The sequence below is a fragment of the Streptomyces sp. AMJ-169 genome (assembly GCF_055597585.1).
Genome location: NZ_JBVLTJ010000004.1, coordinates 252084 through 266473, shown reverse-complemented (window position 1 = coordinate 266473; position 14390 = coordinate 252084). Strand labels below are relative to the sequence as shown.

The window sequence follows — 14390 nt, the reverse complement described above, 5'->3', positions numbered from 1 at the left end:
CCGGCCGACACTGATCCCGAGGGAGTCCGGCCGACCCCTGTCACCACCCCGCCGCCCTGGCTACGATGTTGCGGGCTCAACCAACTGGGGCGTGCGGCCCAGGAGTTGTGCGGTCTGGGGAGCGCGCTGCCTCGACCCGCGCGGCCTTGGGATGTGCAGCCGCCTCGTACGCCCCCAGGGCCGTCGATCGGAGAGCCGCCATGCCGTTGCTCGACCCCCGCACCTGGCAGTCGCCCGCGCTGACCGGACCGGACCACACCGTCACCGAACCGGCCACCGGACAGGCCCTCGGCAGCCTCCGGCTCGCCGCGCCCGGGGACGTCGCCACGAGCGCCCGGGCCGCCCGCGCCGCCCAGCCCGGCTGGGCCCGCGCCCCGCACCCCCGCCGCGCCGAAGTGCTCCGCGCGGCCGGTGACCTCTTCACCGCGCACGCCCCCGAACTGCGCGAATGGCTCGTCCGCGAGGCCGGTTCGATCCCCGGCAAGGCCGACTTCGAACTGCGCGTCGCCGCCCAGGAGTGCTACGAGGCCGCCGCCCTCGCCTCCCGCCCGACCGGCCAGGTCCTGCCCAGCGAGGAACCCCGCCTCTCCTACACCCGCCGGGTCCCGGCCGGCGCCGTCGGCGTCATCGCGCCGTTCAACGTCCCGCTGATCCTGTCGATCCGCTCGGTCGCCCCCGCGCTCGCCCTCGGCAACGCCGTCCTCCTCAAACCCGACCCGCGCACCGCCGTCAGCGGCGGCCACCTCCTCGCGGCCGTGTTCGCCGCCGCCGGACTCCCCGAAGGCCTGCTGCACGTCCTGCCCGGCGGCCCCGACACCGGCGCCGCCCTGGTCGCCGACCCGCTCGTCCCCGTCCTCTCCTTCACCGGCTCCACCGGCGCGGGCCGGGCCGTCGGCGAGAGCGCGGGCCGCCACCTCAAACGCGCCCACCTCGAACTCGGCGGCAACTCCGCCCTGATCGTCCTCGAGGACGCCGACCTCGACGCCGCGATCTCCGCCGCGGCCTGGGGCTCCTTCTTCCACCAGGGCCAGATCTGCATGACCACCGGCCGCCATCTGGTGCACGCCTCCTTGTACGAGGAGTACGTGGACCGGCTCGCCGCCAAGGCCGACGCGATGGCCGTCGGCGACCCGTACCGCGCCGAGGTCCACCTCGGCCCGCTCATCGACGCCGGCCAGCTCGCCAAGGTCCACGCCCTGGTCGAGGCCAGCACGGCGGCCGGCGCGAAACTCGCCGCGGGCGGCACGTACGAGGACCTGTTCTACCGCCCGACCGTCCTCGCCGACGCCGGCGACCACACCCCCGCCTACACGGACGAGGTCTTCGGACCGGTCGCGCCCGTACGCCCCTTCCGCACCGAGGAGGAGGCCGCCGCCCTCGCCGCCGCGAGCGCCTACGGCCTCTCCCTGGGCATCCTCACCCGCGACACCGCCCGGGGCCTCGCGCTCGCCGAGCGCATACCGACCGGCATGGTCCACATCAACGACCAGACGGTGAACGACGAGGCCGTGGCGCCTTTCGGCGGGCTCGCGGCGTCCGGGACGGGCGCGCGGTTCGGGGGCGAGGCGAACCTGGAGGCGTTCACCGAGCTGCGCTGGACGACCGTGCGCGGGGAAGTGGCGGGCTACCCCTTCTGAGGTTGAGGCCGGGGCGATTCACTTCTGAGGCCGGCGCGCCCGGGAGCCTCGCATCCGAAAGGTGGCTCACTCGCCGCCCTGGCCCGCCTTCGCCTTCTCCGCCGCCACCGCCTTGCGGACCTCGTCCATGTCCAGCTCGCGGGCCTGGCCGATGACGTCGGCCAGGGCCGCCGCCGGGAGGGCGCCGGGCTGGGCGAAGACGGCGACCTGGTCGCGGACGATCATCAGCGTGGGGATCGACTGGATACCGAAGGCCTGCGCCAGCTCGGGCTGCTCCTCGGTGTTCACCTTGCCGAAGACGAGGTCGGGGTTGGCTTCGGCGGCCTTGTCGTAGACGGGCGCGAACGTCCGGCACGGCCCGCACCAGGACGCCCAGAAGTCGATCAGCACGAACTCGTTGTCGGTGACCGTCTGGTCGAAGTTCTCTTTCGTGAGTTCGACGGTGCTCATCTGGTCCAACCTCTTCCCTATGGGTGTCATCCGTCCCCGCCAACGCAGCCGGGCCCGGGCGTATTCCGCGCCCCTACCCATGTGGCCCGGCCGTACGCCACCCACCAGACTGGCCCCATGACGGAAACGGAAAACCTTGCCTACGACGTGATCGTGCTCGGCGCCGGGCCGGTGGGGGAGAACGTCGCGGACCGGGTGCGCGCGGCGGGCCTCAGCGTGGCGGTCGTCGAGAGCGAACTGGTCGGCGGCGAGTGCTCGTACTGGGCCTGCATGCCCAGCAAAGCCCTGCTCAGGCCGGTGATCGCACGCGCCGACGCGCGCCGGGTGCCCGGACTGCGGGAGGCGGTGCGCGGCCCGCTCGACGCCGCCGCCGTCTTCGCCCACCGGGACCACTACACGTCCGACTGGAAGGACGACGGCCAGGTCGCGTGGATCGAGGGCATCGGCGCGGACCTGCACCGGGGGCACGGGCGGCTCGCCGGGGAGCGGACGGTGACGGTCGGGGAGAAGACGCTGACCGCGCGGTACGCGGTGGCCGTCTCGACGGGGACGGGCGCGGCGGTCCCCAAGGTTCCCGGCATCGCCGGCATCACCCCCTGGACCAGCCGCGAGGCGACCAGCTCGCACAGCGTCCCCGCACGGCTCGTGGTCGTCGGCGGCGGAGTCGTCGCCACCGAGATGGCCACCGTCTACCAGGCACTCGGCTCCCAGGTGACCGTCCTCGTCCGGAGCGGGGGCCTGCTGCCCCGCATGGAGCCCTTCGCGGGCGAACTGGTCGCCGAGGCGCTCACCGAGGCGGGCGCGGTGATCCGTACGGGCGTGTCGGTGGCGTCGGTGAGCCGCGAGGGCGTCGTCCTGGAGGGCGGTGAGCACATCCCGGCCGACGAGATCCTGTTCGCGACCGGACGCGCCCCGCGCACGGACGACATCGGCCTCGACACCGTCGGGCTCACCCCGGGCTCCTGGCTCGACGTCGACGACAGTCTGCTGGTCACTGGAACGGACTGGCTCTACGCGGTCGGTGACGTCAACCACCGCGCGCTCCTCACCCACCAGGGCAAGTACCAGGCCAGGATCGCGGGCGCGGCGATCGCGGCGCGGGCGCGGGCCCTGGCGGACGGCCGCGAGGCGGCGGGCGGCGCCTGGAGCCCGTACGAGGCGACCGCCGACCATCACGCCGTCCCGCAGGTCGTCTTCACCGACCCCGAGGCGGCGTCGGCCGGGCTGACGCTCGCGGAGGCGACGGCGGCGGGGCACCGGGTGCGGGCCGTGGACGTGGAGTTCTCGTCGGTCGCCGGGGCGGGGCTGTACGCCGACGGGTACAAGGGGCGGGCGCGGATGGTCGTCGACCTCGACGAGGAGATCCTGCGGGGGGTGACGTTCGTGGGGCCCGGGGTGGGGGAGCTGATCCATTCGGCGACGGTCGCGGTGGCGGGGCGGGTCCCGGTGGACCGGCTGTGGCACGCGGTGCCGGCGTATCCGACGATCAGTGAGGTGTGGCTGAGGTTGCTGGAGGGGTACCGGGACGGGAGGTAGGGGGGAGGGGCGGCAAGCTGCGGGGCTGTGCCGATGGGCGGCGCAGCCGCCTCTTGGGGGCGCGGGGAGACCGGTTCCTTCGAGGGCGCCGGTCTCTTCGGGGCGCTCGCCTCGCGGCCGGTGCCGTACGCGAGGCGAGCCCCAAGTCGTCCGCCTGCTACGGCAGTTCGAACCCCAGCTCCTTGGCTGCTGCCACCGGCACCGGCTGGGCCCAGCGTTCCGCGTAGACCTGGTTCGCCGCCAGCGAGCGCGGCTCCGCGTGGTCCAGGTACAGCTGCCCGTCGAGATGATCCGTCTCGTGCTGGACGATCCTCGCGGGCCAGCCGGAGAAGACCTCGTCGACCGGGGCGCCGTGCTCGTCCTCGGCGATGAGGCGGACCTCCGCGTGCCGGGCGACGACCGCCTGGTAGCCGGGGACGCTCAGGCACCCCTCGTAGAACGTCGCACGGGCGGCGCCGACGGCCTCGTACGACGGGTTGACCAGGACCCGGAAGGGCTGCGGGGCGCGGGCGCGGGCCTCGCGGATCTCGTCGGGGACGGTCGCCGGGTCCTCGATGACGGCGATCCGCAGCGGGACCCCGACCTGCGGGGCGGCGAGGCCCACGCCGGGGGCGGCGAGCATGGTGACGCGCATGGCCTCGACGAAGCGGGCGAGGAGAGCGGCGTCGAGCTGGCCTTCGTACCGCCCGGTGCCCGCGCGCAGGACCGGTTCACCGGCCGCGACGATGGGCAACGGGCCCTCGGTGGCGAGGAGTTGCTCGATCTGTTCGGCAAGGGGCGGGCGATTGCTGGGAGATGCCATCGCGCCAGGATGCCATGCCGGGGGAGGATGTGGCGGGGGGTGGTGTGACGGGGGTCACTTGAAGTCGCGGGAACTTGTGGGGGGCCGGGGCCGACTACTGGACCGCAACGCCTGCACTGGGCGACTGCTGGATGACCGCTATGCCTATCGCTGGACCGCCCGTCCCTTATTGCTGGACCGCCCCTATTGCTGGACCGCCCCGCCCGTTTCCTGTTCCCCGTTTCGCTCCCCGTCCCCTCCCCGAACCCGGAGACCGCTCCCGATGTCGACCGCCCCCTCGCCCGAGGCGCCCGAGGCGACCGAGCCCGCTCAGGCCCCGGCCGTGAAACCGCGCGGCGCCTGGACCTCCCTGCGCCCCCTCGTGCTGCGCCTGCACTTCTACGCCGGCCTCCTGGTCGCCCCGTTCCTGCTGGTCGCCGCCACCACCGGGCTGCTGTACGCGGCGTCCTTCCAGGCCGAGAAGATCGTGTACGCGGACGAGCTGACCGTCCCCGTCGGCAAGACCCAGCTCCCCGTCTCCGCCCAGGTCGCCGCCGCCCGCAAGGCCCACCCGCAGGGTTCGGTCTCGGCGGTGCGCCCGTCCCCGGAGCCCGGCGCCACCACCCGCGTCCTGCTCTCCGGCGTCGACGGCGTCACCGCGGGCCACACCCTCGCGGTCTTCGTGAACCCCTACACCGGCGAGGTCCGCGGCGCCCTGGAGCAGTACGGCGCGACGGGCGCGCTGCCGCTGCGCACCTGGATCGACGAGTTCCACCGCGATCTCCACCTCGGCGAGAACGGCCGCCTCTACAGCGAACTCGCCGCGAGCTGGCTGTGGGTGATAGCCGCCGGGGGCCTCGTCCTGTGGTTCTCCCGCCGCCGCGCCCGCCGCAAGCTGCGCGGTACGACCGGCCGCCGCCGCACGCTCGGCCTGCACGGCACGCTCGGCGCCTGGGCCGCGCTCGGCTTCCTCTTCCTCTCCGCGACCGGCCTGACCTGGTCGACGTACGCGGGCGCCAACGTCGAGGACCTGCGCACCTCCCTCGGCCAGGCCACCCCGTCGGTCTCCGCGGCCGTCTCCGGCGGCGAACACGCCGGGCACGGCTCGGCCGCCGCGTCCGGGGGCAGCGGTGAACACGGCGTCGGCCTCGACAAGGTCCTCGCGGCGGCCCGCGCGCAGGGCCTGTCCGACCCGGTCGAGATCGTGCCCCCTGCCGACGCCGGGTCCGGGTACGTCGTACGGCAGATCCAGCGCAGCTGGCCCGAGAAGCAGGACGCCGTCGCCGTCGACCCCGCCAGCGGTACGGTCACCGACACCGTGCGGTTCGCCGACTACCCCGTGCTCGCCAAGCTGACCCGCTGGGGCATCGATCTGCACACCGGCGTTCTCTTCGGGCTGGTCAACCAGATCGCGCTGATGCTGCTCGCGGGGGCGCTGATCGCGCTGATCGTGCTCGGGTACCGGATGTGGTGGCAGCGGGGGAGGGGGAAGGCGTTCGGGCGGCCGATCCCTCGGGGGGCGTGGGCGCAGGTTCCGCCTTATGTACTGGTGCCGTTGATGGCGGCGGTCGCCGTACTCGGCTATTTCGTGCCGCTGTTGGGGATTCCGCTGGCTGGATTCGTTGTGGTGGATGTGGTGTTGGGGGAGGTTGCGTATCGGAGGGGGTTGCGGAGGGTGGGGGCGTAGAGGGGAGGGGGAGCGAAAGGGAGGCGGAGCGAAGGGGAGGGTGGGCCGATGATCGTACGATCGACGGCCGCCCTCCCTTCCCGCTGACCGCCCCCGACGGCCTAGCCGGTCACTCCTCGAAGTCCCCCGCGAGCGCGGACGCGAGCCGCAGATGAGGCGCGGCCTCCGCCCGCCGCCCCTGCCGCTCCAGCGTCCGGCCCAGCATCAGCCGGGCGTAGTGCTCGACCGGGTCCCGCTCGACGATCACCCGCAACTCGCTCTCGGCACGCTGGAGTTGGGCGGAGTGATAGTAGGCACGGGCCAGCAGCAGCCGGGGCCCGGTCTGCTCCGGCACCTCCTCGACGAGCCCGACCAGCACCCGCGCGGCAGCGGCATAATCCTTGGCCTCAAAGAACAACCGCCCCCGCTCCCAGCGGTCCGCCTGGGTGCCGTGGGTGTAGTAAGCGCTGTCGTATGCCGTGTCCACTGCCGCCTCCTCCGATCCTGCCGGGTCTGTCGAGCTTTGTGCGACCGATAACGGGCCGCGTCGGCCGGATATTCCGCGCGGGGCTCAGCCGGCGAGCGCCGTCAGCTCCGCGTCGGCGCGCTCTTTGACCAGCGTCAGCACCCGCTCGGCCGCCGCGAGGTCGGCTTCGGGGATGTCGGCGTAGATCCGGGCGCTGGCGGTGCCGGTCTCGGCGGTGACGGTGGTGTGCAGCGCGAGGCCGGAGTCGGTGAGGGTGACGGTCGCCGCGCCGGGGTGGTCGTACTGGTCGTACGCGAGGAGCCCTCTGTCGGCCAGCTCGTCGAGCGCGGTGCGGGCCTCGGCCGGGGCGCATTTGAGGGCGGCCGTGACGCGGGCGGTCAACTCGTCGGGGTGGACCGGCTGTTCGGCGGTGGCGGCGGTGCGCAGGACGATCTGTTCCAGGAAGACGAGCCCGTGCCGGCGGCGCAGCACGCTCTCCAGGACCGCCCGGCCCGCGTAGTGGGCGAGGGCGATGTTGCGGCTCTGAGGGGAGGTGGTCATGCCGGCTCCTCGTGGATGGTGGCGGCTTCGCCGGAAAGGGTGAGCGGCGTGCCGAGCAGTGTCGTCAGCTCGCTCCTGAACACCCGCGCCCGCTCGCCGTCCTGGCCGCCGAGCGGGGCCAGCAACTGGTCCAGCAGCCGCTGTACGACGGTGATGGCGCGCCCGGTGACCTCGTGGCCCTCGGGGGTGAGGTCGAGCTGGACCGCGCGCGGGTCGCGGGGGTCCTTCGTACGCTCGACGAGCCCCGCGGACTCCAGGGCACGGGCGAGTTTCGAGACGTACAGGGCCTCCAGGCCAGTGTGGTCGGCGAGTTGACGCTGACTGGGGCGGGCGTCGGCGCGGCGCATGCCGTGCAGGGAGGCGAGGAGGGCGTACTGGGCGTGGGTGAGGCCGAGCGGGGCGACCGCGCGGTCTACAGCGACCCGCCATTTGTTGGCCAGCCGCCACATCAGATAGCCGGGTGTGGCCTGTTCGGAGATCCGGGGGCTCATGAGCCGGTAATGTCCATGGCTACTATTTGGGTCGGCGTGCGGTCCGCTGACGGAAAGCCTCCGGCAGGGCTAGGTTTAGGCCTCATGAGCAACCTTGATCGTGCGCCGGTGCCGAGTGTGTGCGGCGGCCGTGGGTTCGTCGTGGCCGAGCCTGTCCGTGAGCTGCTGACGCCCCGGCGCGTTCAGCTGGGCGGGTCCACCGAGGTCCGGCGGCTGCTGCCCAATCTGGGGCGGCGGATGGTGGGGGCCTGGGCGTTCGTCGATCATTACGGGCCTGACGACATCGCTGATGAGCCGGGGATGCAGGTGCCGCCGCATCCGCACATGGGGCTCCAGACGGTCAGCTGGCTGCACGAGGGGGAGGTGCTGCACCGTGACTCCACCGGCAGTCTCCAGACCATCCGGCCGCGTGAGCTGGGCCTGATGACCTCGGGGCGGGCGATCAGCCACTCCGAGGAGAGCCCGAAGCAGCATGCCCGGTTCCTGCACGGCGCCCAGTTGTGGGTCGCGTTGCCCGACAGTGACCGGCACACCGAGCCGCACTTCGAGCACCATGCCGAGCTTCCTCAGATCACGGCCCCCGGCCTGACCGCGACGCTGATCCTGGGCACCTTCGACGGTGCGACCTCGCCCGGTACGGCGTACACCCCGATCGTCGGCGCCGATCTCGCCCTCGCCCAGGACACTGACGTACGCCTCCCGCTGGAGCCCGGTTTCGAGTACGCGGTGCTCTCGATGTCCGGCGAGGCCCATGTCGACGGTGTGCCCGTGCTGCCCGGTTCGATGCTCTACCTCGGCTGCGGGCGCACCGAACTCCCCGTCCGCGCGGCCACCGACGCCGGTCTCATGCTCCTGGGCGGTGAGCCCTTCGAGGAGGAGCTGGTCATGTTCTGGAACTGGATCGGCCGTTCCCAGGCGGAGATCGAGCAGGCCCGTGCGGACTGGGCGGACGGGATCCGGTTCGGGGAGGTCAAGGGGTACGACGGGGAGCGGCTGCCGGCGCCCGCACTGCCGGCGGTGCCGCTGAAACCACGGGGGCGGGTGCGCTGAGGGGGCCACTCTGAAGAGGGCTTACTTACTTGGAAGGGGCCGCTCTGAAGAGGGTCCCGGAGAACGCGGAGGTGCCCCCCGTCCGGACGTACGGGAGGCACCTGTCGTCAGCGGTCCGCCAGGACTACTGCCCCTTCGGGCCCGCCGACTGGACGACCTCGAAGGACCACAGCTCCGACGCCGCCGCGGCCGGCTTGGGCCGCTCGCCCTCGGGGCCGCCCTGGTGGGCCTGCTTCATCGGGCCCTCCATCCAGGCCTGGAAGGCGGCCTCGTCGCGCCAGCGGGTGTAGACCATGTAGGTGTCGGTGCCCTCGACCGGGCGGAGCAGCTCGAACCACTCGAAGCCGTCCGAGTTCTCCACGGCGTGCGCCCGCGACGCGAACCGCTTCTCAAGGATCTCCCGCTGCTCGGCCGGGACGGTCAGTACGTTGATCTTGACTACGCTCATGCCCCTATCCTGCCTGCCCGGCCCGCCCCAGCGGTGCGCCACCCCCCTGTTACAGCAGGCGCCGCAGAATCCGCTCCTTTCCCTTGCTGAACGGCGGATACGCCAGCCGCAGGGTGTCGAGCAGCAGCGACTTGTCGAGCACCGCCTTCGGATGGCTGAACGTGTCGATCGAATGCGGGCCGTGATAGCGGCCCACCCCGCTCTCCCCGACCCCGCCGAACGGCAGCCCCGGGACGGTCAGATGGGCGTTCGGCAGCCCGAAGGCCAGCGCCCCGGAGGACGTCTCGCTCTCCAGCCGCCGCTTGGAACGGGCCGAGCCGACGAACGCGTACAGGGCCAGCGGCTTGTCACGGGCGGTGATGAAGGCGATGGCCGCGTCGAGGTCGGGGACGCGGACGACGGGGAGGAGGGGGCCGAAGATCTCCTCCTGCATGAGGGGGGAGTCGGGGGAGACGTCGGCGAGGATCGTCGGGGCGATGAAGCGGGTGGCCTTGTCGTGGTCGCCGCCGATGACGGTACGGCCGGCGGAGTCGCTTGAGCTCTGGGCGTCGTCCGGCAGCAGTCGTATCAGCCGCTCGAAGTGATGCTCGTTGACGATCCTGCCGTAGTCCGGGCTCTCCGCCGGGCGCTCGCCGTACATCTCCCTTACCGCGGAGGCGAGTTCGGCCTCGATGGCCGGTCCCGTGTCGCCGATCGCCAGCACATAGTCCGGGGCCACGCAGGTCTGGCCCGCGTTCATGAACTTGCCCCAGGCTATGCGGCGCGCGGCGGTCGCCAGGTTGACGCCGGGCTCGACGACCGCGGGGGACTTGCCGCCCAACTCCAGGGTGACCGGGGTGAGATGGCGGGCGGCGGCGGTCATGACGATCCTGCCGACCGTGCCGTTGCCGGTGTAGAAGACGTGGTCGAAACGCTGCTCCAGCAGCGCCGTCGTCTCCGGGACCCCGCCCTCCACGACGGTCACCGCGTCCGCGTCCAGCGTGCGCGGCAGCCACTTCGCGAGCGCGGCGGACGTCGCGGGCGCCAGCTCGCTCGGCTTGACGACCGCGCAGTTGCCGGCGGCGAGCGCCCCCACGAGCGGGCCGAGCGCCAGCTGGAGGGGGTAGTTCCAGGGGGCGATGATCAGCACCGTGCCCAGCGGCTCGCGGACCGTCCGCGCGCGGGCCGGGGCCAGCGACAGGGGGACGGCGACCCGGCGGGGGCGCAGCCAGCGGCTCAGATGGCGCAGGGTGTGGTCGATCTCGTTGACGACGAAGCCGAGTTCGGAGATGTACGCCTCCAGCGGGCTCTTGCCGAGGTCCGTGTGGAGCGCGGCGGCCAGCTCCTCCTGACGGTCGATCAGGAGTCGTCGTAGCGCGTTGAGTTGGGCCTTGCGCCAGGAGAGCGGGCGGGTGCGGCCGGTGGCGAAGGTCGCGTGCAGGCGGGAGACGGTCGTCGCGGCGTCGGCGCCCGCGAGGACGGCGGTGCTGGGCTCTGAGGGCATGCTACCGAGGGTATCCGAAACGAAAAGCTTTCGTTTCGTATATGTGTATCCTCAACGCATGACCGCCCCCCTCACCGACCTCGCCGGACGCCTCCAGAACTCCCTCGGCCGCCCCGAGAGCGAACTCCTGGAGCGCGGCAGCGCCTGGAACCTCTCCCAGACCCTCCAGCACTGCGCCCAGACGGTCCGCTACTCCGTCACCGGTTACCCCCGCCTCAAGCCCGCCCTCTTCCGCGCGACCGCCGGCGCGCTGGCCAAGCGGGTCTTCTTGAGCAGGGGCGCGATGAAGCACTCCCTGGCGGCCGAGATCGACGGCGCCCCGCCGCTGGACCCCGCCGTCCCGGCGACGGAGGCCGCCGCTGAACTCGCGTCCGCCGTAAGCCTGTTCACCGCGCACACCGGCCCGCACGCGCTCCATCCGGCGTACGGGCGCTGCACGCACGAGGAGTTCGCGGCGCTGCACGCGTATCACCTTGCCGAGCATCTTCCTGGGCTGGCTGATGCAGGGGTGTGAGGGGGAGGAGGGGGCTGGGCCTCTAGGAGAAGCGGGCGCAGCTCAAGAACCCCCGCCCGCCGTCCCCCCGCAACCCCGCCGAGGCCGCCCCCGTGACGCCGCCCGGGACCGTGCCCTTCTCGAAGCGACCTGTGCGGTGCTCGCGGAGAGCGGGTACGGCGGGCTGACGACGGCGGCGGTCGCCGCGCGGGCCGGGGTCTCGACCGCCACGCTCTACCGCCGCTGGTCCTCCAAGGAGGAAATGGTCCTCGCCGCAGCCGCCGTGTTCGGCGAGGACCTCACGGCCCGCCCCGACACCGGCACCCTCGAAGGCGACCTGCGCCTCCTCCTGCACGACAAGGCGGCGAGCCTCACCGGGCGCAGCGGCCGGCTGATCCGCGCGCTGATCGGCGAGGCCGCCCACAACGTCCCGCTGGCCGAGGCGCTCACGGACGCCCTGATGCGCCCGGTGCGGGAGCGGACCGAGGAGGCCGTACGCCGGGCCGCCGCCCGGGGCGAGCTGGCCCCCGTACCCGACCTCGACCTGGTCGCCGACGTCGTCATCGGCCCCATGTTCAGCCGCTTCCTCCTCACCGCCCACCCCACCGAACCACAGGCGGCGGCCGAGGAGGCGGACCGGCTGCTGCCGTTCGTGCTGCGGGCGGTGGGGGCGACGGCCGGGGGTTCCGGGGGCTAGCCGGCGGCGGTTCGGGGCCGCCGCGCTCCTCGGGGGCCGCCGCGCAAAGGACCAGGAGCCGCCGCGCAAAGCACCAGGAGCCGCCGCTCAAAGCACCGCCGCTCCTCAGGGACCGCCGCTCACGCCCCCGCGAACGGCGACGGTGACTTCGGGTAACCCGCGAGGCCTCCGTCCGGCACCGAGATTCCGCCGTCGACGAGGAGCGCGTGCCCGGTGACGTACGACGACGCGGGGGAGGCGAGGAACAGGACCGGGCCGACCATCTCCTCCGCCGCCGCCCAGCGCCCGGCCGGGACATGGCCCATCAGCCACTCGGACAGCACCCCGTCACTGCTCGCGAACGTCGTCATGTCCGTCAGCGTCCACCCGGGGCACACCGCGTTGACCCGGATGCCCTGCCGCGCCCAGCCCACCCCGAGGCTGCGGGCGAGGGAGATCTGGGCGGCCTTGGTGGCGGCGTACGAATCGAGGTGCGGGGCGCCGAGGAGGCCGGCCGTGGAGGACATCAGGATCAGGCTGGCCCGGTCCGACTCGGCGAGGTAGGGGAAGGCGGCCCGGCAGATCGCGCCCGTCGCGTCGAGGTTGACGGCCATGACCGAGTCCCAGGCCGCCTGCGGCAGATCCTGGAGCGGCACGAGCATGATGGAGCCGTCGGGCGCGGGCGGGGTGACGCCCGCGTTGTGCACGACGACGTCGAGTCCGCCGAGCGCGTCGGCCGCCCGGTCCACCAGCTCCGCCGCGACCCCGGGCCCGTCGGCCAGATCCCCGGCCAGCGCCGTCACCTTGCGCCCGCGCTCCTCCACCGCGCGGACGGTCTCCGCGAGCGCGGCCGTCGTCCGCGCGGTGACCACGAGATCGCAGCCCGCCTCCGCGAGCCCCTCCGCGACCGCCTTGCCGATCCCCCGCGAAGCACCGGTCACCAGCGCACGCGCGTCGTCGAGACGGAACAGATCGAGTGATGCAGGCATGAGAGTCCTCTCCGGATCCGAACAAGGTTCTGTACGACGGGACTTGCGCTGTTCCGAGAAGGGCTCGGGAAAGGGCTCTCCGCGCGGCGACCGGCATCCGAGCGCCGCCCACCCCCGGCAGCGGACGCCGACGGCCCCGCCCCCGGCAACAGGCGCACGCCCGTGCCGAACGCGCCGTCCATGCCCACTGCGCACGACCGCCCCCGTGGCCGCACCCTGAGCCTGCCTGACAGCGACCACGCCCGGCACACCCCGCCGCCGGCCGGGACGTTGAACCCAACCGGACGTTGAACGTCCGTATCCCCCACCGGAGTTGACACGATGCGCACCCTGCGCACCCCCAACCGGGCGCTGCGCGCCCTGCTCGCCGAGGCCGGCTGGTCCGGCGCCCGGCTCGCCCGCGAGGTCAACGCCCTCGGCACCGCACAGGGCGTACCGCTGCACTACGACCGCACCTCCGTCGCCCACTGGCTGGCCGGCACCCGCCCCCGCCCGCCGGCCCCGCACCTCGCCGCCGAAGCCCTCTCCCGCCGGCTCGGCCGCCGGCTGCGCGCCACCGAGACCGGACTCACCGGCCCCGAACTCCCGCTCACCGGCCCGGACGGCGTCACCCTCCTCGACGGGATACTGCACGGCGCCGACAGCGTGGGCACGTACGCGCCGGGCGCCCTCGCCGAGGCCAACTGGCAGCCACGGCAGGGGAGTCGGGCCGTCTCCGCCGTCCCGGTCGGCATGGCGCACGTCGACACCGCCCGCCACCTCCTCGCCGTCCTCTCCCGCGACGACGACACCTTCGGCGCCGGAGCCGTCCGCGAACCGCTGCGCCGCTTCCTCGCCACGACCCTCCTGCCCTGGTTACGCGGTTCGCCCCCACCCGCCGTCCGCCGCGAACTCCTCGCGGTCGCCGCCCAGTTGGCCTACCTGTGCGGTTTCCTCTCCTACGACTGCGGACGCCAGGCCGACGGGCAGCGGCTGTATCTCGCGAGCGCCGGGCTGGCCCGGGAGAACGGGGACCGGGCCGGATACGCCCTCGCCTTAAGGGGGTTGAGTGTCCAGGCGTACGGGTCGGGGCACTTCCGGGAGGCGCGCGAGCTGGCCGAGGAGGCGGCACGGCTCGGGGTGCGGTACGCGCCCGCCTCGCAACACGCCTTCTACCTCGGCCAGTTGGCGGTCGCGCAGGCCGGGGTGGGGGAGGGCGGGTGCGTGTCCCGGCTCGTGGTCGCCGAGCGGTGCCTGGAGCGCGACGGCGGTTCGCAGACACCCGTCGGGGGCTTCCACGCCGGGGCGCTCGCCGTACAGGAAGCGGCCGTTCGGCGTTCGCGCGGTGATCTCCGGGGCGCGGCAGGGGCGTTGGAGCGCTCCGCACGGCTGCGGCCCGCCGACGAACGCCGCTCACGCGCCGTATACCTGGCCGAACTGGCCGACGTCCAGCTGGACTTGGGCAACCTGGACCGCGCCTGCGCCGCCGGCCACGACTTCCTCGAACTGCGCGGCCAGGTCGACAGCGCCCGGGTCGACGAACGCCTGCGGAGCCTGATCGCCCGACTGCGCCCGCACGCCCGCCAGCGGACCGTCGCGGGCCTGCTGGAGCGGGCGCGGGCGGCGTGGCCGGCCAAGCGGCGCAGCGGCTAGCGGATGCGCGTGGCGTAGCCGCCGGTGAGCC

15 protein-coding genes are annotated in these 14390 nt (G+C 73.3%); 7 read left to right on the top strand and 8 right to left on the bottom strand.

The features are described 5' to 3' along the window. Positions 1-200: 200 nt before the first annotated feature. The gene (locus tag ACYUD3_RS12180; protein ID WP_470967935.1) at positions 201-1637 is read left to right on the top strand and encodes an aldehyde dehydrogenase family protein; all 1437 of its coding nucleotides are present in this window, start codon (positions 201-203) and stop codon (positions 1635-1637) included. Between the two features lie 66 nt (positions 1638-1703). Here ACYUD3_RS12180 and trxA read toward each other — a convergent pair whose 3' ends face one another. After that, positions 1704-2087, bottom strand: a complete 384-nt coding sequence (gene trxA / locus ACYUD3_RS12175) for a thioredoxin (protein WP_470967932.1) — start codon at positions 2085-2087, stop codon at positions 1704-1706. 117 nt (positions 2088-2204) lie between these two features. On the opposite strand from trxA, the gene ACYUD3_RS12170 reads away from it, so the two are divergent. After that, complete coding sequence (locus ACYUD3_RS12170) at positions 2205-3623, top strand: dihydrolipoyl dehydrogenase family protein (RefSeq protein ID WP_470967929.1); 1419 nt, start codon at positions 2205-2207, stop codon at positions 3621-3623. Positions 3624-3780: 157 nt separating this feature from the next. On the opposite strand, the gene ACYUD3_RS12165 is transcribed toward ACYUD3_RS12170, so the two are convergent. Continuing rightward, positions 3781-4425, bottom strand: a complete 645-nt coding sequence (locus tag ACYUD3_RS12165; protein WP_470967927.1) for a peptide deformylase — start codon at positions 4423-4425, stop codon at positions 3781-3783. 262 nt (positions 4426-4687) lie between these two features. Between ACYUD3_RS12165 and ACYUD3_RS12160 the strand changes: the two genes are divergently transcribed. Continuing rightward, the gene (locus tag ACYUD3_RS12160) at positions 4688-6091 is read left to right on the top strand and encodes a PepSY-associated TM helix domain-containing protein (protein ID WP_470967925.1); all 1404 of its coding nucleotides are present in this window, start codon (positions 4688-4690) and stop codon (positions 6089-6091) included. A gap of 109 nt (positions 6092-6200) precedes the next feature. On the opposite strand, the gene ACYUD3_RS12155 is transcribed toward ACYUD3_RS12160, so the two are convergent. The 3 genes from ACYUD3_RS12155 to ACYUD3_RS12145 all read right to left on the bottom strand — a co-directional run bounded on the left by ACYUD3_RS12155 (position 6201) and on the right by ACYUD3_RS12145 (position 7588). Continuing rightward, positions 6201-6557, bottom strand: coding sequence for a tetratricopeptide repeat protein (locus tag ACYUD3_RS12155; RefSeq protein WP_470967923.1), 357 nt, complete (start codon positions 6555-6557; stop codon positions 6201-6203). An 84-nt stretch (positions 6558-6641) separates the two neighbouring features. Further along, positions 6642-7097: a MarR family transcriptional regulator gene (locus ACYUD3_RS12150; protein WP_470967920.1), complete on the bottom strand. Its 456-nt coding sequence runs from the start codon at positions 7095-7097 to the stop codon at positions 6642-6644. Further along, positions 7094-7588: a MarR family winged helix-turn-helix transcriptional regulator gene (locus tag ACYUD3_RS12145; RefSeq protein ID WP_470967918.1), complete on the bottom strand. Its 495-nt coding sequence runs from the start codon at positions 7586-7588 to the stop codon at positions 7094-7096. Before ACYUD3_RS12145 ends, ACYUD3_RS12150 begins: the two co-directional genes overlap by 4 nt. An 84-nt stretch (positions 7589-7672) precedes the next feature. Here ACYUD3_RS12145 and ACYUD3_RS12140 point away from each other — a divergent pair, with 84 nt between their 5' ends. Continuing rightward, positions 7673-8638, top strand: a complete 966-nt coding sequence (locus ACYUD3_RS12140) for a pirin family protein (protein ID WP_470967915.1) — start codon at positions 7673-7675, stop codon at positions 8636-8638. Between the two features lie 124 nt (positions 8639-8762). Here ACYUD3_RS12140 and ACYUD3_RS12135 read toward each other — a convergent pair whose 3' ends face one another. Continuing rightward, positions 8763-9086, bottom strand: a complete 324-nt coding sequence (locus tag ACYUD3_RS12135) for an antibiotic biosynthesis monooxygenase family protein (RefSeq protein WP_470967913.1) — start codon at positions 9084-9086, stop codon at positions 8763-8765. Positions 9087-9135: 49 nt separating this feature from the next. Continuing rightward, positions 9136-10569 (bottom strand): aldehyde dehydrogenase family protein, encoded by a 1434-nt coding sequence (locus tag ACYUD3_RS12130; protein ID WP_470967910.1) that lies wholly within the window; start codon positions 10567-10569, stop codon positions 9136-9138. Positions 10570-10627: 58 nt separating this feature from the next. Between ACYUD3_RS12130 and ACYUD3_RS12125 the strand changes: the two genes are divergently transcribed. Together ACYUD3_RS12125 and ACYUD3_RS12120 are read left to right on the top strand one after the other, a co-directional pair. Continuing rightward, positions 10628-11083, top strand: a complete 456-nt coding sequence (locus tag ACYUD3_RS12125; protein ID WP_470967908.1) for a DUF1569 domain-containing protein — start codon at positions 10628-10630, stop codon at positions 11081-11083. After that, a complete protein-coding gene (locus ACYUD3_RS12120; protein WP_470968501.1) occupies positions 11070-11759 on the top strand; it encodes a TetR/AcrR family transcriptional regulator in 690 nt (229 codons plus the stop codon). Before ACYUD3_RS12125 ends, ACYUD3_RS12120 begins: the two co-directional genes overlap by 14 nt. 119 nt (positions 11760-11878) lie before the next feature. Here the strand turns inward: ACYUD3_RS12120 and ACYUD3_RS12115 are convergent, their stop codons facing one another. Continuing rightward, positions 11879-12727, bottom strand: coding sequence for an SDR family NAD(P)-dependent oxidoreductase (locus tag ACYUD3_RS12115; protein ID WP_470967906.1), 849 nt, complete (start codon positions 12725-12727; stop codon positions 11879-11881). Positions 12728-13048: 321 nt separating this feature from the next. Between ACYUD3_RS12115 and ACYUD3_RS12110 the strand changes: the two genes are divergently transcribed. Beyond that, positions 13049-14359 carry a hypothetical protein gene (locus ACYUD3_RS12110; protein ID WP_470967903.1) on the top strand — a complete coding sequence of 437 codons (1311 nt, stop codon included), beginning with the start codon at positions 13049-13051 and terminating at the stop codon, positions 14357-14359. Positions 14360-14390 lie beyond the last annotated feature (31 nt).